The following is a 20852-nucleotide window of genomic DNA, read 5'->3' on the forward strand; positions in this document are numbered from 1 at the left end:
ACAGTGGTGACCGACGCTGCGTCTCGAGGGTGACGGGATCACGCGGCCGTCAGGCGTCCCGCCACGCCCGTTCGACCAGTGACGGCAGGAGGTAGAACGCGATCCCGAGCAGCGAGAGGACGACCAGCGCGGCGTAGGTCTCCGCGGTGCGGAGTCGCGAGGAGGTCTCGAACACCCGGTAGCCGATGCCCGCGTTCAGCGTGACGAACTCGGCGACCACGGCACCCACGATGGCGAGCGTGGCCGCGATCTTCGCGCCGGCGAGGATGCTCGAGGCGGCTGCCGGCACCCGGATGCTGAGGAACACGCGCGTCGACGGTGCGTCGACCGACCGGGCGAGGTCGAGGTACTCGCGGGGAACCGACCGGAGCCCGTCGAGGGTGGCGATCGTCATCGGGAACAGCGTCAGCGACGCGACGACGAGCGCGCGTGCGGGGATTCCGCGACCGAACCAGAGAAAGAAGAGCGGAGCGATCGCGATGACCGGGGCGATTCGGAGGGCGACGACGTAGGGGAGGATGGTGTCCCGTGCCGCCCGAGAGGACGTCATCGCGAACGCGAGCCCGAGCCCGACGACGACGCCGACGGCGAGGCCGAGCCCCGCGGTGACCGCCGTCACTGCGGCGTCAGCCAGGAGCTGCGGATACGTCTCGAGCAGCGCCGCCCCGACGTCGAGCGGCGAGGGGAGGATGACTGGCGGGATGGCGTAGGTAGTCACCACGAACTGCCAGCCACAGAGCAACCCGACCCCGACGAGCAGGGAAGGCCCCCAGCGGAGCGTCTCCGTTCGCACTCGAGCGTGCATCCGTCACTCGGAGACGACGGTCGCGTAGTCACCGACGTACTCTGACTCCTCGTCGATGTACTCGTTGGTCCAGATGGCGTCGGGATCGACCTCGCTCTCGAGGAAGTCGCCCGCCTCGAGCGTCTCGTGGGTGGCCTCCCACGGCTCGGGTTCGTTCCAGCCCCAGCCGTGTTCCGAAACGGCCTCAGAGAGCATGTACTCGGTGCTCATCGCGATCCACTTGTCGAGCTGGTTCTCCCGGACCTCGCCCAGTTCGGGTTCGTGGTCGACGAGCACGTCGATGGCTTCCTCCGGGTTCTGGTGGGCCCACGCCGCGCCCCGCGCGGTGGCGCGGATGAACGCGCGAACCGTCTCGGGATTCTCCTCGAGGTAGGACTCGCCAACGCCGACGACGTGACCGTACGACGGGATGACTTCGTTCACGGGGAGGACGTCGATCGTCGCGTCCTGGTGTTCGGCGTCGATGACGTCGCTGAACACCCCGCCCGCGGCGTCGATCTCACCGGCGAGCAGCTGCTGGACCGTGTCGAAGCCGGAGTCGACGTACTCGACCGACTCGAGCACGCCGTGGTGGTCGAGAAACGACTCGGTCATCGTCCGGACCATTCCGGGGCCGCTCCCGACGGTCACGCCCTCGAGCTGGCTCGCGTCGGTCAGCTCCTCGCCGAACGCGTCTCGAGCGGTGAAGACGACGGTCGGTCCCTGCTGCATGACGACGGAGACACAGCGGAGGTCGAGCCCGTCCTGGCTGTTCACGTTCAGTACCTGATCGCCGCTCGTGATCGCGAACTCGGTGTTTCCGAGGGCGACTTGCTGGGCCGAGAAGTCAGAGCCCTGCCCGCTCTCGATCGCCTCGAGGTCGATACCCTCCGCCTCGTAGTAGCCGCGTTCGAGGGCGGCGTAGTAGTGGGCGTGTAACCCGCCGGGCTGGAAGTTGAGCAGGAGCGATGCGGACTCGAGGTCGCCCTCCTCGCCTGGACCGGCCGACTCGCCGAATTGGCCGAGACAGCCGGAGAGGGCGACCCCACCGAGTGTCGCGACGAACGCTCGTCTTGAGTGGGGCATCGTGGCCATACACAACGTGTACCACATAAACTATTCGGTCAAATGTTTACATACCCCGCACCAGTTCGACTCCGTCGGTCCACCGGTCCGGCGCACGGTCGGTACCACGGCGAAGAGAACCGGCACGACTGACCGAAATCGTCCCGTAAAAGACGCTCCTCGAGGAACGTGGACGTACCGTGTCTCTCATCGACGTCCTCGGCAGTCCCGCGCGGCTGAAGATCCTCAGGGAGCTCTCACACGGCCCGATGTACGTCTCGGAACTCGCGGAGGCCGTCGGGATGGACGGCTCGACCGCCGTTCACCACCTGTCGACGCTCGAAGAGTACGGCGTCGTCGAACACTACCTGCACGGCAACCGGAAGTACTATCTGCTCGTCAAGTCGGTCGAGCTGCACGTCGCGCCGCCACCGGAGCGAACGTTTATTCTGCAGGCGAGGGACGTCGACGACGAGTGACGCCCTGACGTCGACGACCTCCGCGCATGTAGGATCTTCCAATGGACGTCTCTACCCGGAGAGGTACGTTTATGCGGACACTCAGAATGGTGGGGGCCATGTCCGACGCCAGTCGCCGACGATTCCTTCGATCGACAGGCGCGGTCGCCGGTGTGGCCCTCGTCGCCGGCTGTTTCGGCGGCGAGAATGGGGACGACGTGCTCGGCGACCCTGAGTACGTCGAGGGCCGACCCGATCCCGGCGGGACGTCGATCGAGGAGTTACCCGACCTGAACGGCGAACTCACGATCTACTCCGGTCGAAGCCAGACGCGTATCGGCGAGCTAATGGATCATCTCGAGAACGAGTACGACGATCTCTCCCTCGAGGTCCGGTACGACGACACCGCCGACCTGACCGCGACCATCGAAACGGAGGCGGAGACGCCCGCTGACGTCTTCTACGGGAGCGAGACGCAGTCGATGACGCACCTCAAAGAGGGCGGGTATACCACTCCGCTCCCCGACGACGTGCTCGAGCTGAGCGAGCCGGACACGCAGGACCCAGACGGCCACTGGGCCGGTTTCACGCGTCGGTTCCGGGCGATCGGATACTACACCGAACGGTACGACAGGGAGGAGTTACCGGACGACATCTTCGAGTTCGCCAGCGACGAACGCTTCCGCGACGATATCATGTGGGCCCCGGATCAGGGGTCGTTCCAGGCGTTCGTGACGGCCATGCGGGTGTACCACGGCGAGGAAGAGACGCGCGAGTGGCTCCGGGCGATGGTGGACGACCAGAACGTTGCGACGTCGCCGGGTGGCGACAGCGCGATGGCGCAGGCAACCGCCGACGGCGAGGTCGGCATCGCCCTCACCAACCACTACGTCCTTCGCGACAACCCCGGCGACACGCTCGATCTCGCGTACACGAGCGGTGACGCCGGTGCGATGTTCAACGTCACCGGCGCGACGGTGATGGCAGACAGCGACGACCAGGAAACCGCCGCGAACTTCGTCGCCCACCTCCTCTCGGCTGAGGCCCAGGAGTACTTCGCGACGACGACGTGGGAGTATCCGACGATCGACGGCGTCGAACCGATCGACGAGCTCCAGTCGACCGACGAGTTCGAACCCCCCGAACTCGACCTGAACGAACTGGCCGACCTCGAGCCGACGCTCGAACTGCTTCGCGACGAAACCATCCTGTAACTGGTTCGACTTCGTCTCCCCTCCAATTTCCCATGGCCACGGCTGACCCGTTCAACGTCGACCCCCGGAGGCGAGAGGGTGCAGACTCCTCGAGTGACGGGGGTGACGAGGGCGGCGGCGACGGGCTCCCGATCGGGCTCACGCTGCTCGCCGGGGCCGTCTCGGCCGTGATCGTGATTCCCGTCCTCTGGGTCGGCGTCGTTGCGCTTTCGGTCGAGTACGAGCGCGCGGCGGCGATCGTCTTCCGGGCGCGGACGCTCGAGATCCTCCTGAACACGCTGGCGCTCGTGGTCGTCGTCACGACGCTTTCGGTGCTCATCGCAGTCCCGCTCGCGTTCCTCACGACCCTCACGAACCTCCCGTACCGACGGCTCTGGATCGTAGCGCTCTCGCTGCCGCTCGTGGTACCGAGCTTCACCAGCGCGTTCGCGTTCATCTCGGTGTGGGGGCCGCGGGGACTGGTCCAGTCGCTCGTCGAACCGTTCGGCGTCGAGTCGCTGCCGTCGATTTACGGCTTCTGGGGGACCGCCTTCATCCTCACGCTCTACAACTACCCGTTCGTCTACATCACGACGCTCGCGGGGCTCCAGGCGTTCGACAAGACGTACCTCGACGCCGCCCGGACGCTCGAGACCGGTCTGTGGCCCGTGTTCAAGCGTGTGGTCTTCCCGCTGGCCAAACCCGCGATCGCCGCGGGGGCGTTGCTGACGGCGCTCGAGACGGCCGGCGACTTCGGCGTCCCGGCGCTGTTGCGTCTCGACGTGCTGACGCGCCAGATCTACGTCGAGCACAACGCCTTAGCCCACGACTACGCCGCCATGCTTTCGCTGCACCTGGTTGCGATCACGCTCGTGATCCTCGCGATCGAGTCGCAGGTGCGCGGTCACGAGACGATCCACGGCGGCTCACGCGGCGAGTCGCGCTCGTACACGATCCGCCTCGGCCGGTGGAAATGGCCCGTCCTCCTCGGTTGCGGGATGCTCTTCACCCTCAGCATCGTCCTCCCGATCGTCTTCCTGACCTGGTGGCTGATCCAGGGCCCGCAGACGTACGTCGCCTCCCTCGAGTTCAGCCCCGAGTACGCGTTCAACTCCGCGTCCGTCTCCGTGCTCGCGGCCCTCGTCGCCGCCGCGTTCGCGCTCCCGGTGGCCGTTCTCGCCGCACGGTACCGGTCGACCGTCTCGACCCTCCTCGAGCGGGCGACCTACGTCGGCTTCGCCGTCCCCGGCGTCGTCATCGGCCTGAGTCTCGTCTACTTCGGCTCGGCGTACCTCCCGGCGCTCTACCAGACGATCCCGCTGCTCGTCTTCGCGTACGTCGTCCTCTACCTCCCGCTCGCCGTGGGCTCGGTTCGAGCGTCGATCCTGTACGTCAACCCGCACCTGACCGAGGCGGCCCGCTCGCTGGGCTGTTCGCCACGTGAAGCGTTCCGGAAGATCACGCTCCCGCTGATCCTCCCCGGCGTCGTCGCCGGCGCGGCGCTCGTCTTCCTCCACGGGATGAAAGAGTTGCCGGCGACGTTGCTGCTCCGTCCCACGGGATTCGAGACCCTGGCGTCGTTCATCTGGGTGGCCGAGCGAAACGCCTACTACGGCTACGCCGCCGTTCCCGCCCTCGTGCTCATCTTCGTCTCCGGCTTCGCGATCCTGGCTGTGCTGCCGGGCGAACGATTCGACTACCGGCGGGTCCGCCGCCGGATCGGCCGCTCGTCACCCCGTCTCAGAAGCGCCAAGTCACTCGAAGGTGACCGAGCCGACGTGAGCTTCGACGGGGGACGACGCGAGGACTGGAGCGAGGGCGACGACGAAGCCGACGTTCCGGCCACTCGGGCTCGAGCGACGGCAACGGCGAAGGCGGACGCGGAGACGGACCCAGGCGACGTGATCCTCGAACTCGAGGCCGTCCGCAAGGCCTTCAATGGCGAGACGGCCGTCGACGACTGCTCGCTCTCGGTTCGCGAAGGTGAGGTGCTCACCCTGCTCGGGCCCTCGGGCTGTGGAAAGACGACCACGTTGCGACTGATCGGGGGGCTCGACCGGCCGGACGCCGGCACGATCCGGATTCACGACCGGGTCGTCGCCGACGACTCGTCGTTCGTCCCCGCGGAGAGCCGGGACGTCGGCATCGTCTTCCAGGACTTCGCGCTCTTTCCACACCGGACCGTCGCCGAGAACGTCGCGTTCGGACTCGAGGCGAGTTCCGAGGCGGAGACGACCGTGGACGAGCTACTCGAGCTCGTCGGCCTCCGCGAGTACCGCGACAGCTACCCCGACGAACTCTCGGGCGGACAGAAACAGCGGATCGCGCTCGCCCGCTCGCTCGCCCCACAGCCCGAGCTCCTGTTGCTCGACGAGCCGCTGTCGAACCTCGACGCTGGCCTTCGCGTGCGCATGCGGACGGCCATCCGGGAGATCCTCGACGCCGTCGACGTCACCGCGATCTGGGTCACCCACGACCAGGAAGAGGCGCTCTCGGTCGGCGACCGGACCGCCGTGATGAACGCTGGCTCGATCGAACAGCTCGATACCCCGCGGGCGGCGTTCATGCGCCCCGCGACGCGGATGGTCGCCGACTTCCTCGGCCAGGCGAGCTACCTCCGCGGCGCGCTCGAAAACGGCGTCGTCGAGACGGCGATCGGTCCGCTCGAGCGCGACCACGTGCTCGTCCCGGAATCGGCCGACGTCGGGCGGCTCGACGTCCTCGTCCGCCCGGACGACGTCGCGCTCGAGGAGGCGGCACCGTCGGCCGCCCACGGCCGGATCGTCGACCGACAGTTCACCGGCTCGAGCGTCACCTACCGCGTCGAACTCGAGGACGGGACGACGCTGCACTGTCGTCGGCCACACGAGGACTGGCTCGACGTCTCGGCGCCGGTCCGGGTGTCGATCACCGCCGGGCACGAGCTGCCGGCGTTCGAGGTCGAGTCGGAGTCGGGTGCTCGAGGCGGGTGATCGGCCGTCTGCGGGTTCGCCTGTTTCGAACGGCGAGCGTCTCGAGCCAGTGGTGGCGAGGACTGCCCACCGCCGCCGACGCGAGACCGACGACGCTTTGAGGCCCCCGGCCGCCGCCTCGAGTATGGCCATCCAGTTCGTGACGGGCAACGACGGAAAGGTGCGAGAGGCGCGTGCGTACCTCGAGGGCATCGAGCCCGTCGAGCAGGTCGACTACGACTACACGGAGGTCCAGAGCGACGACCTCGCGGAGATCGCCGCTCACGGCGCTCGAGAAGCGTTCGAGGAACTCGGCGGCGAGGATGGCGTGCTCGTCGACGATGCGGGGCTGTTCGTCGACGCACTCGGGGACTTCCCGGGACCCTACTCGGCGTACGTCGAGGACACCCTCGGCGTCGAGCGCGTCTGGCAGCTGGCGAGTGCGGAGGAGAACCGGCGGGCGCACTTCCGGACGGTGCTGGCGTACTGTGACGAAAACGGCGTCGAGACGTTCGAGGGAGCCGTCGGCGGGACGCTCGTCGCCCCACGCGGCAAGGGTGGGTTCGGCTACGATCCGATCTTCGAGTACAACGGACAGACGATGGCGGAGATGAGCACCGAGCAGAAGAACGCGATCTCCCACCGCGGACGGGCGCTGGCAGCGTTCGTGGAGTGGTACGCCGAGCGGTAGTCGCCGATCGGATCGCTCACTTTCGACGGGGGCGGTCGGGAACTCCAACTTCGAACCGTCGGTTCACGTCGATTCTCGCACGGACCGTATCCGCTCCATCGACCGTTCGGTGAAGTTGCGTTCCATCAGCGGAATGTCCTCTTCGTACAGCCAGTACTTCACGAGCGACGCGTGTACCCCGACCAGCAATCCGATCCACCAGAGCGTCCGTTTTCGTTCCCAGAACAGTTCCTCGAGTCGATCACCGTCCGGGCGACGGGTTACCAGAGACCGGTACTCCCGTTTGGGGTCGCCGTCGTTCGGGACGATGACCCCCTCTTTCTCCAGCAGGTACGCGGTGACGAACGGTTCGCCGAGACTGGGGACAGTCCGATCGACTCCCTCGTCGTACAGCGAATCGTGGATCGTCTTCACCGCAACGTAAGGGTCCTCGTCGGACACGTCGTCTCGGAGCCGTTCGACTTGCGCCGTAATTTCCGGTGCCGGCGGTCCGAACGCGGCCTCGATGGTTTCCCAGGTGACCGGATCGAAATCTCCCATGGTCTGGGTACTGACGTTCGGAATACATAATTTTGGTGGGCTGTTGAACCAGTCTATCGTATTTCGCTACCGATGGCCGCCCGAACCGCCCGAGTCAGTCGCCGCGGACGAACCGCTCGCTGTCCCACTGATTCGTCACCGGATGGGTGGTAAGCGTTATCACGCCACGACCGCTAGGCTCTCTGAGCCATGCCCGAGACCGAACTCGCCGACCGCGACTGCGAGGCCTGTACGAGCGAGGACGAACCGCTCACCGGATCGGCGCTGACCGACCTCTACGAGGAACTCGACACCGACGTCTGGGAGGTCGTCGACGAACACCACCTCGAGGGGACGTACGCCTTCGAGGACTTCCGGGACGCCCTCGAGTTCACCTACGAGGTTGGGGAGCTGGCCGAAGAGGAGTGGCACCACCCCGACATTCACCTCTCGTGGGGCGAGGTCGTGATCGAAATGTGGACGCACAAGATCGACGGCCTCCACGAGACGGACTTCATCATGGCGGCGCGGATGGACCGGATGCACGAAGAGTACGACACGCCCGAGGAGTGAGACCGACCGGTGGGAATCGGTACCGATGCAACTGCGGGACCTTCGCGGCTGCATCGGAGCCAGTCACGACGGACACGGGTTGGTGAGATCCTCGAGCGGTGATCAGTTTTGGGAGTCGTGCTGAATATCCAGCGCGAATGTGTTACGGACTAAGATTCAATCTGAGACGGTAGTGATCGCTCAGTACTGGGCATACACTTTTCACATCAGTCCACTAACATTCGTAATAACGATGGTCTCCAAGTATCAAGACCAGTCGTCCGTGATTACTGCGTTCGGCATACTCATAGCTACCGTCGCTATTGTGGGAACGCAGTTCTTCGGTTGGGAGTGGGGAGATGGACGACTCATTCCAACGATCATCGGCGTCGTTGTTGCCGGAATTGCTGTCATTGTTGTTGCCAGAAGAGTAGTGGGCTGATCACTCGCGTCTAAACTCTGCTCGTGACTCGAGGCGCGTTTGAGCTGCAAATACACCCTCTTCTGCTCGTTCCCTGCTGGACTCGTCCATACAGCAGCCCGATTCACTGAGTGTTTCACCGGTGCCAGCAGCCAGTATGGTTCGACACTCGGATCACGCCCGCTACCGCGCCGTCGCTCGGCGGTACGTTTATATTTTCGTTTGTTGGCGCTTGCTAGCGCATGGCACTAATCGACACCTACCCGACCGACCATCCGCTGGATCCGCTGACGCCGTCGGAGATCGACCGCGCTCGAGCGGTCGTCCTCGAGGAGGCCGACCCGTCCGAAGACGCCAGGTTCGTGGAGATCACCCTGTCAGAGCCGCCGAAGGAGGCACTGGTCGCGTTCGAAGACGAGGGCAGCAAGCCGGACCGGCGGGCTCGAGTGGTCGTTCGGGACAAGGAGGAGAAGGCATCGTACCAGGGAATCGTCTCGCTCGACGAGGAGGAACTGCTCGAGTGGGCCGAGATCGACCGGGGCCAGCCCCGGATGATCGGCGAGGAGTTCGTCGAGGTCGAGGCGGTCGTCACGGCCCACCCGGAGTTCCGCGAGGCCGTGGAGCGACGCGGAGCCGATCCCGACCTGGCGATCGTGACCGCGTGGTCCGCAGGCTACGACTTCGTCCCCGCGGACGTCGGTCGTGATCGGCGACTCGCCCACGGCATCGCCTGGGTACAGGGCGACGAAGATGACGAGGGCGCAGAGGCGTACAACCGGCCGCTGTCGGGCATCCACGCCTGGGTCGACCTCGACGAGCGCGAGGTGGTGAAGGTGGTCGACACCGGTCCGAAGAACGAGGACGTGGTCACGAACTTGCGGACCCACTACTACCGCGAGGGCAAGCGCGAGTTGCGCGACGACCTGAAGCCGTACAACGTCGTCCAGCCCGAGGGGCCGAGCTGGGCGGTCGACGGCAACGTCGTGGAGTGGCAGAACTGGCGCGTGCGCGTCGGGTTCAATCCCCGCGAGGGGCTCGTCCTCTACGACGTGAGCTACGACGACGACGGCGAGCAGCGGTCGATCCTCCGGCGGGCGTCCTGGCCCGAAGTCATCGCGGCGTACAACGACCCCGACCCCGACCACGACTGGAAGACCCCCTTCGACGTCGGCGAGTACGGCATCGGCCGACTCGCGAACTCGCTGACGGAGGGCTGTGATTGCCTCGGCTACATGCACTACTGGGACGCCGTCCTCAACGACGGCGACGGCGAGCCGCAGGTGATCCCGAACGCGATCTGCCTGCACGAGGAGGATTATGGCCTCCTCTGGAAGCACTACGACTGGCGCGTCGACGACACCGAGGTCCGGCGGAACCGCCGGCTCGTGATCTCGTTCATCTCGACGATCGGGAACTACGACTTCGGCTTCTACTGGTACTTCTACCAGGACGGCTCCATCGAGGGACAGGTCCGGCTCACCGGCTGTAATGCGACTGGCCTGCTGGGTCCCGACGAGCGCGAGACGGGCTACTCGGAGACGATCGGACCCGGCCACAAGTCGATGCTCCATCAGCACGTGTTCAACTGCCGGCTGGACTTCGAACTCGACGGCCGCGAGAACACCGTCCGCGAGGTGAATCTCAGACAGGTGCCCTACGGCCCCGAGGGCTACGACCCCGACCCCCACCGCGACCCCGACCGGATGCACCTCAACCCCCACGGGAACGCGGCGTACGTCGAGCGGACGCGCTTCGAGCGCGAGTCCGAGGCCCAGCGGATGACCGACACCCACGCCGGCCGATACTGGGAAATCGTCAACGAGGACGTCGAGAACGACGCCACCGGCGAACCGGTCGGCTACCGGCTCCGACAGAAGGCCGGATCGAACACCGCGTTTCCGATGCAACCCGGCTCGTCGAACGCAAAGCGCGCCGGCTTCGCGACGAAGCACCTCTGGGTCACCCAGCACGACGACGACGAAATCTATCCGGCCGGCGACTACCCGAACCAGCACCCCGGCGGCGACGGCCTCCCCGACTGGACCGAGGCCGACCGCCCCATCGCGAACGAGGACGTCGTCGTCTGGTACAACCTCTGCCAGACACACGTCTCCGTCCCCGAGGACTGGCCGATTCTCCCCGTGAAGATGCTCTCGTTCAAACTCGAGCCTGCCGGCTTCTTCGAGGAGAACCCCGCGATCGACGTTCCGCCGGAACACGCGATCAAGGACGTCGACGCCTGGAAGACCGACAGACAGGAGTCGATGGATCTCGGGGAGTGATCGGCTCGCGGACGCTCGAGTAGCCGGGAGCGCACGCTCACGGCACAGCGTCGTCGAAAAGTGGTTATAAACGGGTCGAGTCGTCCAGTCGCCTTAGAGGCGGTTGACGTTGGTCGCCCGGGGGCCCTTGGGGGCCTGTTCGATGTCGAATTCGATCTCCTGTCCCTCTTCGAGGTCCGGGCCGCCAACGTCTTCCATGTGGAAGAATACGTCGTCGTCCGCGTCGTCCGTCGAGATGAAACCGTAGCCGCCAGTGTCGTTGAAGAAATCAACGTTTCCTTTCGCCATTGCGTTTCAACACATGGCCCCTCCCCATATAACAGTTTCGTGAGAACTGTTCACTCGACTCGCTTACAAATGCGAAGGAGCAGGTCCGGAAATACGTCTCTATGTGCTTCTCAAGCGCTGTCTCAGCGCCTCTACTGGTCGAACGCTATTTTTCTGCGTCCAGGGAATACGGCTCTCGATGTGATGAGAGTTTTCGATCGCACACTCCGAATCGCTCACCGCGGTCGGGGAGTGGCTGCCCGTTCGGTGACCCCAGCCGTAGCTCGAGTGCCCCAGAAGAGGGCTCGAGTCCGACTGCACTCCTCGCCAAATAGTATCACTTACGGTGGGTCCCCCAGTAGGCCCCGTCGATGACAGACACTCGAGTTGCGACCCCGACGATTCCGCAGGTGACGCTCATCGGCCTGTTCGTCACGGCGCTGGCGACGGCACAGTTGACCGCCTCGAAGGTGCTGGCGTTCTCGCTCCCGTTCGGACTCGAACTGCCGATCACGGGTGCCGAACTCGTGCTGCCGGGGGCGGCGCTCGCCTACGCGCTGACGTTCCTCGCGAGCGACTGTTACGCCGAACTGTACGGCCGACGGGCGGCACAGGTCGTCGTCAACGTCGCCTTCGCGATGAACTTCGTCGTGCTCGCGCTCGTGTGGTCGACGATCGCTGCCCCCGACGCCGGCGCTGGCGTCCCCGGCGACCAGTTCGAGGCGGTGCTCGGTGCGTCGACGAACGTCGTCCTCGGGAGCCTGCTGGCGTACGTCGTCAGCCAGAACTGGGACGTGTGGCTCTTCCACGAGATCCGAGACCGAACCGGTCCCGGCTTGCTCTGGCTGCGCAACGTCGCCTCGACGGGCACCAGTCAGGCTATCGACACCGTGATCTTCGTCAGCGTCGCCTTCTGGGTCGGCCCGACGTACCTCGGCGTCGGCGAGGCCCTCCCGCTCGAGGCGATTCCCGCGCTGATCGTCGGCCAGTACCTGCTGAAACTCGCCATCGCCGTCCTCGACACGCCCGTGGTTTACGCCGTCGTCGGGTTCGTTCGATCGCGCCGGGCGGCCGGGAAGAACCTCGCGACGGCGTGAACGTCGGTCCCTCTCGACCGCCGAATCGTGGACCGTTTAGTGCTCGGCCCGCGAGCGACCACTATGGACGAACGCGTTCGCGAACACGCGGCAGTGCTGGTCGACTGGAGCGCCCGGGTCGAAGCGGGTGACAACGTCGTTCTCTCGGTTGGGCCCGATGCCCACGAACTCGCCGTCGCGGTGGCCGAGCAGCTCGGCGAGCGAGGGGCGAACCTGCTCGCGACCTACAGTTCCGGGGAGATACAGCGAGCGTACTTGCGCGCACACGATGGCGACTTCGACGAGGACCCCGCCCACGAACTCGCGCTCGCCGAGCACGCCGACGTCTTCCTGTCGCTGGGCGGCGGCCGGAACACGAGTGCGACGGCTGACGTCCCGGGGGAGATCCGCCAGGCGTACCGAAAGGCCCAGGAGGGTGTCCGCGAGGCGCGCTACGATACGCGGTGGGTCTCGACGGTCCACCCGACGCGCTCGCTCGCCCAGCAGGCGAACATGGCCTACGAGGAGTACCGCGACTTCGCCTACGACGCGATTCTCAGAGACTGGGAGGCTCTCGCCGAGGAGATGGCCCGGATGAAAACGATCCTCGACGAGGGCAGCGAGGTACGGCTGGTCTCGCCAGGGACGAATCTCACGATGTCGATCGAGGGGCGAACGGCGGTCAACAGCGCCGCGAGCGTCGAGTACGACTCACACAACCTGCCGAGCGGCGAAGTGTTCACGGCTCCGAACGGGACCGACGGCGAGGTCACCTTCGACGTTCCCATGACGATCCAGGGCGAGTCCGTCCGGGACGTCCGCCTCGAGTTCGATGACGGCGAGGTCGTCGCCTCCGAGGCGGCCGAGGGTGAGGCCGTGATCGGCGACGTGCTCGAGACCGACGACGGCGCCCGTCGGCTCGGCGAGCTTGGGATCGGGATGAACCGGGGGATCGACCGCTACACGGATAGCATCCTGTTCGACGAGAAGATGGGCGACACCGTCCACCTCGCGCTCGGGCGGGCGTACGACGCCTGTCTCCCCGAGGGTGAGACCGGCAACGAGTCGGCGGTCCACGTCGACCTCATCACCGACGTGAGCGAGGAGTCGCGCCTTGAGGTCGACGGCGAGGTCGTCCAGCGAAACGGCCGGTTCCGGTGGGAAGACGGGTTCGACGCGTGATCGAGGTCGGTGGCGGTGGCGTGGTCGAACTGTTGGCAACCGTTCAGCTGTCTTTCGACGGCGGTGGCAGGAGCTGATCGGCCGACTCGATCGTGTGTCCCGTCTCCACGAAGTGCTCGAGCGTCCGTCTCGAGAGTTCCTCGTCCGAGTCGACCTCGTCCTCGGACAGGGCCCACGGACAGTCGAGACAGTACTTTTCGAGTGAGTGATCCCCACCGTCGCCTCTCATAACTGGACCGATGCCAGCCCAGCGGTTCACGTTGGTGCATGATATACCACCCGTGGTCGCTCGAGCAGGGGCGACGACAGACTTTTTTGATCCGTCGTGGCGTCTGCCACCGCATGGAGCTCACCGTGTACGGCCCGCTGCGGAGTGTGACGGGCGAGAAGACGGTTCCGCTCGCGTTCGAGGGCGGAACCGTCGCCGACGCGATCGAGGCGTTCGTCGACGCCTACCCGCGCGCACGGCCACAGCTCTACGACGGCGAAGCCCTCCGGCCGAGCGTCCGAGTCGCCCTCGAGGGCGAGCGCGTCGACCTCGAGGCCGACTGTCCGGCCGACGCGTCCCTAGCACTGTTTCCCGCGGTGCAGGGCGGCTGACGCCGACGGAAGCGGGGCATCGGACATGGCAACTCCTTTAGTGATTCCGCCTCGAGTGAGCGCATGGAGATCCGAGAGGCCGTCACGGCCGACCGCGAGGCGATCCGCGAGGTTGCCCGCGCGACGTGGCACGACACCTACGACGAACTCGAGGCGGTAACGATCGACGAGACCGTCGACGAGTGGTACGCCGACGACGAACTCGAGACTGCGATCGGCGGCTGGTACGCCGACGCCGACTTCGACCTCGACCTCGAGAACCTGAAGTCGACGCTCCTCGTCGCCGAGGTCGACGGCGAGGTCGTCGGGTTCACCCACGGCGTCGTGATGGGTGAGGAGGGCGACGTCCTCCGGATGTACGTCCACCCCGACCACCAGGGGGCGGGCATCGGCACCGCGTTGCACGAGCGACTGGTGGCGGCGCTCGAGGCGGCCGGCGTCGAGCGGATTCGCGCGCTCGACCTCGCCTCGAACGAGGCCAGCCGGCGCTTCTACGAGGGGCTCGGATTCGAACGGACGGCCGAAGCGACCGTCGAGATCGGCGGCGAGCGGTACGCCGAGGCGGTGTACACGATCGAGCTATAGCCCGTCCTCAGAGCCCGTACTGCTCGCGCACGAGGTCGGCGATGCCGCGCTCCTCGAGGACGTCCAGCGGAGCGAGCATATCGAGTTGCACGACGCCCGGGAGCCGGCCGATCTGGACGCCACCGGTGAACGTACACCGCGAGCGGACCTCACCCTCGCTCATCTCGAGCAGGTCGCCCGCGCGGTCGAAGGCGTTCTGGGTGGCGTCGTTGATCGTTGCACCGGTGCCGATGACCTGGATCGGGCCCAGCTCGTCGGTGAGTGAGACGCCGTGGGCGTCGGCGAGGTCGCGGCCCGCCTCGCGTTCCGCGTCGCTGTAGGGTTGGCTAATGTGGGGGAGGTCCTCCTCGTTAGGCAGGAGGAGCGGCCCGTCGAGCTCGAGGCCCTCGATGACCTCGACGTCCATCGTGACGGTGCCGCTGACGTCGGTGGTGTGGAGGGCGAGTTCGCCGTCGCCCTGGTTGGCGTGGAGGTCGCCGACGTAGACGCCAGCGCCGTCGACCTCGACGGGGCAGATCAGGGTTGCGCCCGCCCGGACCTCCGAGACGTCCATGTGGCCGTCGGTCCGCTGCTCGAGGTCGGCCTCGTCCTCGAGTCCCCAGTCGTGCTCGGCGCCGATGAGGAACTGGCCGAAGTCGCCGGCGTTGTGCGAGTCGGGGAGTTCGATCGGTGGCGTCGTCCCGACGTTCCCGACGAACGGCCGAAGGCGGCCGAGGGTGCCCGGAATCTCCGACGGTTCGTAGAGGACGATGGGATGCTGGCGGGAGTGTTCGGGAATGTCCATCACGTCCTCGGCGTCCTCGGCGAGAGCGTGGGCTGCCGTCTCGTCCATCGCCAGGCCGACGGTGTGGTCGTCGTCGAAGGCGACGGTGAAGCCGTACTCGAAGCCGAAGGAGGAGGCGTTCGCGCCACAGTCGGCGCACCGGATCGCCTCCTCGCCCGTGCCCTCGACGACCGTCTCGGGCCACTCCGTCCCGCACTCGGGACAGCGGTGGTCGACGAACGGATCGTCGCCGAAGGCACCCTCGCGTTCTGCCATCGTCCCCGTGCTCGTCGCCATGCTCGTGACCTCGACGTTCCTGATCTTCAGGGCGACCGCATCGCCCACCTCGGCGTTCTCCACCCGGATCGGCCGCGTTACCTCGTGACCGCCGCGGAACTCCGGGGTGATCATCGGCCCCCAGCACGCCGGCGGCGTGTAGGTCGTGATCGTTCCGCCGTCGGCGACCGTTCCCGCCCACTCCTGCTTCGGGCCGACGAGTCCGAGGGTGTACTGATCGACGAACAGCTCCTGTTCGACGCGTTGCTGTGCCATGGTATGACGTAGTACGGCAGCAGGCTGGATAAAGGGCACTAGCCGAATTCACTCGAGCGCGTCACACAGCTCGAGCGTCCGCTCTGTGAGCGTCTCGGCGTCGGTCGCGAGGAGCTTCGTCGTCGGCTCTTTGCCGACGTCGCCGCGGTCGACCACGGCGACGGGCGGCTCCGGTCGGTCGGCGAAGCCCTGCCGGGCTGGCCAGCCCATCGTCTCGCCCTCGCGTTCGGCCACCGACTCGGGCTCGGCCGGTCGCTCGTCCTCCGCGACGTCCCAGCCGAGCGTCTCGAGCGCCTCCTCGACGTCCCCGGCGAACCGATAGTTCACCGCGAATCGGAGCGTCGGGAAGCACTCCCGGGCCTCGAGCAAGAATCGGGCGACGTGACTCGAGGCGCCGAAGCGGACGCCCCGGGTGGGGGCGACTCCCGAGAACGTTCGCGTGATTCGTCCTTCGACGGCCGCCGTCTCGGCGACGGATTCTGCGTACGGCGTCGCGCCGACGACGTTCGTTCCGACCTCCGGGAGCAGGGGCGAGACGTCCGCCTCGACGAGCGCGTCGACCACCGACCGCACGGCCTCGGCCGTCGGCTCTCGCGCGGCGTCGTTACGGATTTCGACGCCGTGATTGACTGCCCCCGGCCCCTGCCCGACGTCGTAGGGGTATCGGATCGCCCGCGCGAGAAAGTCCGTCGCGCCCTCGACCGCCGACTCGAGGTCCGCCCCCCGGGCCAGCCGCGCCGCGATGGCCGCCGCGAGCGTACAGCCCGAGCCGTGGGTCGCGTCGGTGTCCACCCGCGGGTGCTCGAACGTCCGGACGTCGTCGGCGGTGACGAGCACGTCCCGGACCGTCTCGCCGGGGACGTGGCCGCCCTTGATCAGCGCCGCCTCGGCTCCCAGCTCGCAGATGGCCTCGCCGGCCGCACGCGCGCTCGCCTCGTCCTCGATCTCGACGCCGGTGAGGACGGTCGCCTCGTCGGCGTTCGGCGTGACGATCGTCGCCTCGGCGAGCAGGTCCGCGTAGGCGGCCTCGGCTTCTGGCTCGAGCAGTCGATCTCCCGAGGTCGCGACCATCACGGGGTCGACGACGAGCGGAAATCCGAACGTCGGGGCGCGATCTGCCACCAGTCGAACGAGCTCGGGCGTCGCGAGCATCCCTGTCTTCGCGCCGGCGACCGCGAAGTCGTCGATGACGGCCGACAGCTGGGCCTCGACCTCCTCGAGCGGGAGGACGTGGGAAGACTCGACGCCACGGGTGTGCTGGGCCGTGACGGCCGTGATGGCCGACGTGCCGAAGACGCCGTGGGCGGCCATCGTCGCGAGGTCGGCCTGAATGCCGGCCCCGCCGCCGGAGTCGCTACCGGCGATCGTGAGTCCGACGGGGCGAGCGTCCGGTGCTGGTCGTCTCATACTGAAGGATATTACGCTGTTATACAAATGAGTGATGGTCGACGATCCTCCGGCGTGGTGTTCCGACGACACTGGATTGATAGGGGTCGGCCCCCACCGTCCCGACAATGAGTGCCCTCGAGCGCGAACGGGCGGGGAGCCAACCATGAGCGATGGGGAAGCGACGACGATCCACCAGCTCGACGAGGACACCGTCGCGCGCATCGCCGCGGGCGAGGTCGTCGAGCGGCCCGCGAGCGCCGTCAAGGAACTCGTCGAGAACGCCCTCGACGCCGACGCCTCGCGGATCGACGTCGCGGTCGAGGAGGGCGGCATCGAGTCGATCCGGGTCGCAGACGACGGCTACGGGATGACCGAGGCGGACGTCCGCGCCGCGGTGCGCCAGCACACGACGAGCAAAATCGACGGCCTCGAGGACCTCGAGTCGGGCGTCGCGACGCTCGGGTTCAGGGGTGAGGCGTTACACACGATCGGCTCGGTCTCTCGACTGACGATTCGAACTCGCCCGCGCGCGGTCGTGGGCGATAGCGAGGCCGAGGGGGCGAATCCAGGCGCCGGGACGGAACTCGTCTACGAAGGCGGGAACGTGACGAGCGTCGAGCCGACCGGCTGTCCCGAGGGGACGGTCGTGGAGGTCGAGGACCTCTTCTACAACACGCCCGCCCGCCGAAAGTTCCTCAAAACGACGGCGACCGAGTTCGCCCACGTCAACCGCGTCGTCACCCGCTACGCCCTGGCGAACCCCGACGTGGCCGTCTCGCTCTCCCACGACGGCCGCGAGGTGTTCGCGACGACCGGCCAGGGTGACCTCCAGGGGGCCGTCCTCGCCGTCTACGGCCGCGAGGTCGCCTCGGCGATGATTCCCGTCGACGTCGACGGCGAGGAGCTCCCGCCGGGCCCGCTCGAGTCCGTTTCGGGGCTCGTCTCTCACCCCGAGACGAATCGGTCGACTCGCGAGTACCTCGCGACGTACGTCAACGGCCGTGCCGTCACGTCCGACGCTATCCGCGAGGGGATCATGAGCGCCTACGGCGGACAACTCGGCGGCGACCGCTACCCCTTCGTGGTCGCCTTTCTGGCGGTCCCCGGCGACGCCGTCGACGTGAACGTCCACCCGCGAAAGCGCGAGGTCCGCTTCGACGACGACGATGCGGTGCGTCGACAGGTCGATTCGGCCGTCGAGGCAGCCTTACTCGAGCACGGCCTGCTGCGCTCGCGCGCGCCGCGTGGCCGGTCGGCACCCGAGGAGGCGCGGGTCGAACCAGGCGCAGAGAGTCGGCTCCCGGAGGCGGACGACGAAGGAGCTTCGCAGGACGTCCCGTCGACGACCACGGGCGAACTGTCGGCGACGGACGAGGGGGCGGCCACGGGCGAACCGGCGGCGACGGCCGACGGCACGGGACGCTCGCGCTCGAGGACAGACGTCGGCACCGACTTCGAGCCCGCGAGCGCCCTGCCGAGCGAGGACGAGGACTCCAGCCCGAGTCGGGAGGTCGAGCCCGCAACCGAGCCGGGTGCGGAGGCGGCCTCGAGCGCGCCTGCTGAGCCGGCGACGGACTCGAGCCGTCGCGATCCGGACTCGGCCCCCGACTCGAGGACCTCGACGGCCGCCTCCAGCCCGTCGACTGAACGACCCTCGAGTGAATCCGTCGACGGTGGATCGGCAGGGACGGGCAGTGCCGACGGGAGGGCAGACCCACACGGGATCGACGCCGATCGCAAGTTCACTGCGGCGACCGAGCAGCGAACGCTCGAGGGCGAGGCCGCCGCCGCCGACGCCAGCCGCTTCGAGTCGCTGCCGCCGCTTCGCGTCCTCGGACAGCTGCAAGACACCTACGTCGTCTGTGAGACGCCCGACGGGCTCGCGTTGATCGACCAGCACGCCGCCGACGAGCGGGTGAACTACGAGCGCCTGCGCGAGGCGTTCGCCGCGGACCCCTCCGCACAGGCGCTCGCCTCGCCGGTCGAACTCGAGCTCACCGCCGCCGAAGCCGAGGCGTTCGCGAGCTATCGAGAGGCGCTCTCCCGGCTCGGATTTTACGCTGACCGCGTGGACGACCGCACGGTTGCAGTGACGACGGTGCCAGCGGTGCTCGAGAAGACACTCGAGCCCGATCGATTACGGGACGTCCTCGCGTCGTTCGTGGCGGGCGATCGCGAGGCCGGCGCGGAGACGGTCGACGCACTGGCCGACGACTTCCTCGGTGACCTGGCGTGTTACCCGTCGATCACGGGCAACACGTCGCTCACGGAGGGGTCGGTCGTGGACCTGCTCGCCGCGCTCGACGACTGTGAGAACCCCTACGCCTGCCCGCACGGCCGGCCCGTGATCGTCGAGATCGGCGGCGACGAACTCGAGGCACGGTTCGAACGGGACTATCCGGGACACGGGTAGGCGCCGGTGGGCGGGACGATTCCGGTGGTACGAGCACGGCAACCCGACTCACGCAGCTATTTATTCAGGAGGACGAATGTCTCGCTATGACACTCGAGAGACGGCGGCTACTCGCGCTCGTCGGCGCGGCCGCGACGGTCGGGCTCGCTGGCTGTTCCGACGGCGGTGGGGACGAGAGTGGTGAAGACGAGGACGGTGAGGACGCGATCGACGCGTCGGAAAGCGACGGCGGAGACGACGCCCAGCACCTCGAACTCCCGGCGTACAGCCGCTGGCTCACCACCGACGACGACGGCGAACTCGTGTATGGCTATCTCGACTGGGCCTCGCTCGAGGCGGTCGACGGGGCGGTCGACGAGCCGTTCACCGAGGCAGAACTCGAGTCAGATCCGATGCTCGGCTACCCCTTCGTCGGCGCACTCGCCGTCTCCACGGCGCTCGGACAGGGACTCGGCAGCTTCGGGTTGGCTGGGCTCTTTCAGGAGTCAGGGGCCGAGTCCGGCTCTCGAGTCGACGAACTGCTGTTCGTCGGCCAGACGAGCGTCGTGACCGGCGAGTTCGACGTCGAGGAGATCGACGACGTGCTAACGGAGGCCTCGTCGGCCAGTCCGTCGTACGACGTGACGACAGCGGTCGCCGGATACGACGTCTACACGTCGGCGATGGACGAGCGAAGCGCCATCGCCGTGGGTCCGGACGCGCTGGTTTTCGCCGTTGAGGCCGACGATCCGGTCGAGGAGATCCGACCCACCCTCGAGGCTGCCAGCGGCGACGGCGATCGGGCGACCGACGCAGACGACGTCGCGTGGCTCGTCGCGACCGGCGGGGACGGGCAGTTCGCGCTCGGCGTCTACGGCGCGCCGGAGGACTTAGAGGACGAGGAGGCGGTCGAAGACGAGGCCGACGAACTGACGTGGGACGAACTGGACGACGCCGAGGGCCTCGTCGCGTCGCTCATCGTGGACGGCTCGGACGGCTTCGAGGGATGGTTCGCGGCGATCGTCGAGGAGCCCGACGAGGCGGCGCTGGAGGAGCTACTCGGCACCACCGCCGACGACGGCTCGGTCGTGGTCGACGGCGACCGCGTCTCGGCGGCGGCCACCTGGTGA

The 20852-nt window shown here is 67.2% G+C and carries 20 protein-coding genes; 13 read left to right on the plus strand and 7 right to left on the minus strand.

The features are described from left to right. Positions 1–49 precede the first annotated feature (49 nt). Complete coding sequence (locus NMQ09_RS07750) at positions 50–793, minus strand: ABC transporter permease (RefSeq protein WP_425607261.1); 744 nt, start codon at positions 791–793, stop codon at positions 50–52. Between the two features lie 15 nt (positions 794–808). Beyond that, complete coding sequence (locus tag NMQ09_RS07755; RefSeq protein WP_345781285.1) at positions 809–1870, minus strand: ABC transporter substrate-binding protein; 1062 nt, start codon at positions 1868–1870, stop codon at positions 809–811. 179 nt (positions 1871–2049) lie between these two features. On the opposite strand from NMQ09_RS07755, the gene NMQ09_RS07760 reads away from it, so the two are divergent. From NMQ09_RS07760 to NMQ09_RS07775, 4 genes are all read left to right on the plus strand, one after another. After that, positions 2050–2328 carry an ArsR/SmtB family transcription factor gene (locus NMQ09_RS07760; protein WP_255194021.1) on the plus strand — a complete coding sequence of 93 codons (279 nt, stop codon included), beginning with the start codon at positions 2050–2052 and terminating at the stop codon, positions 2326–2328. A gap of 98 nt (positions 2329–2426) precedes the next feature. Further along, on the plus strand, positions 2427–3521 hold the full coding sequence (locus tag NMQ09_RS07765) for a substrate-binding domain-containing protein (protein ID WP_255194022.1): 1095 nt from the start codon (positions 2427–2429) through the stop codon (positions 3519–3521). 32 nt (positions 3522–3553) lie between these two features. Beyond that, complete coding sequence (locus tag NMQ09_RS07770) at positions 3554–6472, plus strand: ATP-binding cassette domain-containing protein (RefSeq protein ID WP_255194023.1); 2919 nt, start codon at positions 3554–3556, stop codon at positions 6470–6472. A gap of 124 nt (positions 6473–6596) precedes the next feature. Further along, complete coding sequence (locus NMQ09_RS07775; RefSeq protein WP_255194024.1) at positions 6597–7142, plus strand: XTP/dITP diphosphatase; 546 nt, start codon at positions 6597–6599, stop codon at positions 7140–7142. Positions 7143–7205: 63 nt separating this feature from the next. Here NMQ09_RS07775 and NMQ09_RS07780 read toward each other — a convergent pair whose 3' ends face one another. Then, complete coding sequence (locus tag NMQ09_RS07780) at positions 7206–7682, minus strand: hypothetical protein (RefSeq protein WP_255194025.1); 477 nt, start codon at positions 7680–7682, stop codon at positions 7206–7208. A gap of 189 nt (positions 7683–7871) precedes the next feature. On the opposite strand from NMQ09_RS07780, the gene NMQ09_RS07785 reads away from it, so the two are divergent. The 3 genes from NMQ09_RS07785 (at position 7872) to NMQ09_RS07795 (ending at position 10916) form a co-directional block, all read left to right on the plus strand. Further along, positions 7872–8234, plus strand: a complete 363-nt coding sequence (locus tag NMQ09_RS07785) for a 4a-hydroxytetrahydrobiopterin dehydratase (protein WP_255194026.1) — start codon at positions 7872–7874, stop codon at positions 8232–8234. Between the two features lie 232 nt (positions 8235–8466). After that, positions 8467–8655 carry a multidrug transporter gene (locus NMQ09_RS07790; RefSeq protein ID WP_255194027.1) on the plus strand — a complete coding sequence of 63 codons (189 nt, stop codon included), beginning with the start codon at positions 8467–8469 and terminating at the stop codon, positions 8653–8655. A gap of 221 nt (positions 8656–8876) precedes the next feature. Then, positions 8877–10916, plus strand: coding sequence for a primary-amine oxidase (locus tag NMQ09_RS07795; protein WP_255194028.1), 2040 nt, complete (start codon positions 8877–8879; stop codon positions 10914–10916). 93 nt (positions 10917–11009) lie between these two features. Here the strand turns inward: NMQ09_RS07795 and NMQ09_RS07800 are convergent, their stop codons facing one another. Then, on the minus strand, positions 11010–11204 hold the full coding sequence (locus NMQ09_RS07800; protein WP_255194029.1) for a cold-shock protein: 195 nt from the start codon (positions 11202–11204) through the stop codon (positions 11010–11012). 350 nt (positions 11205–11554) lie between these two features. Between NMQ09_RS07800 and NMQ09_RS07805 the strand changes: the two genes are divergently transcribed. Together NMQ09_RS07805 and NMQ09_RS07810 are read left to right on the plus strand one after the other, a co-directional pair. After that, entirely contained in the window at positions 11555–12280 is a 726-nt protein-coding gene (locus NMQ09_RS07805; RefSeq protein ID WP_255194030.1) for a queuosine precursor transporter, read from the plus strand. Between the two features lie 63 nt (positions 12281–12343). Then, positions 12344–13441 carry an aminopeptidase gene (locus NMQ09_RS07810; RefSeq protein WP_255194031.1) on the plus strand — a complete coding sequence of 366 codons (1098 nt, stop codon included), beginning with the start codon at positions 12344–12346 and terminating at the stop codon, positions 13439–13441. A gap of 43 nt (positions 13442–13484) precedes the next feature. On the opposite strand, the gene NMQ09_RS07815 is transcribed toward NMQ09_RS07810, so the two are convergent. Next, on the minus strand, positions 13485–13670 hold the full coding sequence (locus tag NMQ09_RS07815; protein WP_255194032.1) for a hypothetical protein: 186 nt from the start codon (positions 13668–13670) through the stop codon (positions 13485–13487). A gap of 113 nt (positions 13671–13783) precedes the next feature. Between NMQ09_RS07815 and NMQ09_RS07820 the strand changes: the two genes are divergently transcribed. Together NMQ09_RS07820 and NMQ09_RS07825 are read left to right on the plus strand one after the other, a co-directional pair. After that, entirely contained in the window at positions 13784–14041 is a 258-nt protein-coding gene (locus NMQ09_RS07820) for a ubiquitin-like small modifier protein 1 (protein ID WP_255194033.1), read from the plus strand. Positions 14042–14104: 63 nt separating this feature from the next. Beyond that, a complete protein-coding gene (locus tag NMQ09_RS07825; protein WP_255194034.1) occupies positions 14105–14626 on the plus strand; it encodes a GNAT family N-acetyltransferase in 522 nt (173 codons plus the stop codon). A 7-nt stretch (positions 14627–14633) separates the two neighbouring features. Here NMQ09_RS07825 and NMQ09_RS07830 read toward each other — a convergent pair whose 3' ends face one another. Together NMQ09_RS07830 and thiD are read right to left on the minus strand one after the other, a co-directional pair. Then, a complete protein-coding gene (locus NMQ09_RS07830; protein ID WP_255194035.1) occupies positions 14634–15941 on the minus strand; it encodes an acetamidase/formamidase family protein in 1308 nt (435 codons plus the stop codon). A gap of 48 nt (positions 15942–15989) precedes the next feature. After that, positions 15990–17348, minus strand: a complete 1359-nt coding sequence (gene thiD / locus NMQ09_RS07835; protein ID WP_255194036.1) for a bifunctional hydroxymethylpyrimidine kinase/phosphomethylpyrimidine kinase — start codon at positions 17346–17348, stop codon at positions 15990–15992. Positions 17349–17493: 145 nt separating this feature from the next. Between thiD and mutL the strand changes: the two genes are divergently transcribed. Both mutL and NMQ09_RS07845 read left to right on the plus strand, forming a co-directional pair. After that, positions 17494–19743 carry a DNA mismatch repair endonuclease MutL gene (gene mutL, locus NMQ09_RS07840; RefSeq protein ID WP_255194037.1) on the plus strand — a complete coding sequence of 750 codons (2250 nt, stop codon included), beginning with the start codon at positions 17494–17496 and terminating at the stop codon, positions 19741–19743. Positions 19744–19829: 86 nt separating this feature from the next. Next, on the plus strand, positions 19830–20852 hold the full coding sequence (locus NMQ09_RS07845) for a hypothetical protein (RefSeq protein WP_255194038.1): 1023 nt from the start codon (positions 19830–19832) through the stop codon (positions 20850–20852).

It is taken from the genome of Natronobeatus ordinarius (assembly GCF_024362485.1).
In the GTDB taxonomy this organism is placed as follows: Archaea; Halobacteriota; Halobacteria; order Halobacteriales; family Natrialbaceae; genus Natronobeatus; species Natronobeatus ordinarius.

What these genes read in the sequence shown, in the direction of transcription:
- NMQ09_RS07755 (WP_345781285.1), bottom strand. Translation starts at nt 1,870, where the DNA reads ATGCCCCACTCAAGACGAGCGTTCGTCGCGACACTCGGTGGGGTCGCC.
- NMQ09_RS07765 (WP_255194022.1), top strand. Translation starts at nt 2,427, where the DNA reads ATGTCCGACGCCAGTCGCCGACGATTCCTTCGATCGACAGGCGCGGTC.
- NMQ09_RS07770 (WP_255194023.1), top strand. Translation starts at nt 3,554, where the DNA reads ATGGCCACGGCTGACCCGTTCAACGTCGACCCCCGGAGGCGAGAGGGT.
- NMQ09_RS07775 (WP_255194024.1), top strand. Translation starts at nt 6,597, where the DNA reads ATGGCCATCCAGTTCGTGACGGGCAACGACGGAAAGGTGCGAGAGGCG.
- NMQ09_RS07780 (WP_255194025.1), bottom strand. Translation starts at nt 7,682, where the DNA reads ATGGGAGATTTCGATCCGGTCACCTGGGAAACCATCGAGGCCGCGTTC.
- NMQ09_RS07785 (WP_255194026.1), top strand. Translation starts at nt 7,872, where the DNA reads ATGCCCGAGACCGAACTCGCCGACCGCGACTGCGAGGCCTGTACGAGC.
- NMQ09_RS07790 (WP_255194027.1), top strand. Translation starts at nt 8,467, where the DNA reads ATGGTCTCCAAGTATCAAGACCAGTCGTCCGTGATTACTGCGTTCGGC.
- NMQ09_RS07795 (WP_255194028.1), top strand. Translation starts at nt 8,877, where the DNA reads ATGGCACTAATCGACACCTACCCGACCGACCATCCGCTGGATCCGCTG.
- NMQ09_RS07800 (WP_255194029.1), bottom strand. Translation starts at nt 11,204, where the DNA reads ATGGCGAAAGGAAACGTTGATTTCTTCAACGACACTGGCGGCTACGGT.
- NMQ09_RS07805 (WP_255194030.1), top strand. Translation starts at nt 11,555, where the DNA reads ATGACAGACACTCGAGTTGCGACCCCGACGATTCCGCAGGTGACGCTC.
- NMQ09_RS07810 (WP_255194031.1), top strand. Translation starts at nt 12,344, where the DNA reads ATGGACGAACGCGTTCGCGAACACGCGGCAGTGCTGGTCGACTGGAGC.
- NMQ09_RS07815 (WP_255194032.1), bottom strand. Translation starts at nt 13,670, where the DNA reads ATGAGAGGCGACGGTGGGGATCACTCACTCGAAAAGTACTGTCTCGAC.
- NMQ09_RS07820 (WP_255194033.1), top strand. Translation starts at nt 13,784, where the DNA reads ATGGAGCTCACCGTGTACGGCCCGCTGCGGAGTGTGACGGGCGAGAAG.
- NMQ09_RS07825 (WP_255194034.1), top strand. Translation starts at nt 14,105, where the DNA reads ATGGAGATCCGAGAGGCCGTCACGGCCGACCGCGAGGCGATCCGCGAG.
- NMQ09_RS07830 (WP_255194035.1), bottom strand. Translation starts at nt 15,941, where the DNA reads ATGGCACAGCAACGCGTCGAACAGGAGCTGTTCGTCGATCAGTACACC.
- thiD (WP_255194036.1), bottom strand. Translation starts at nt 17,348, where the DNA reads ATGAGACGACCAGCACCGGACGCTCGCCCCGTCGGACTCACGATCGCC.
- mutL (WP_255194037.1), top strand. Translation starts at nt 17,494, where the DNA reads ATGAGCGATGGGGAAGCGACGACGATCCACCAGCTCGACGAGGACACC.
- NMQ09_RS07845 (WP_255194038.1), top strand. Translation starts at nt 19,830, where the DNA reads ATGACACTCGAGAGACGGCGGCTACTCGCGCTCGTCGGCGCGGCCGCG.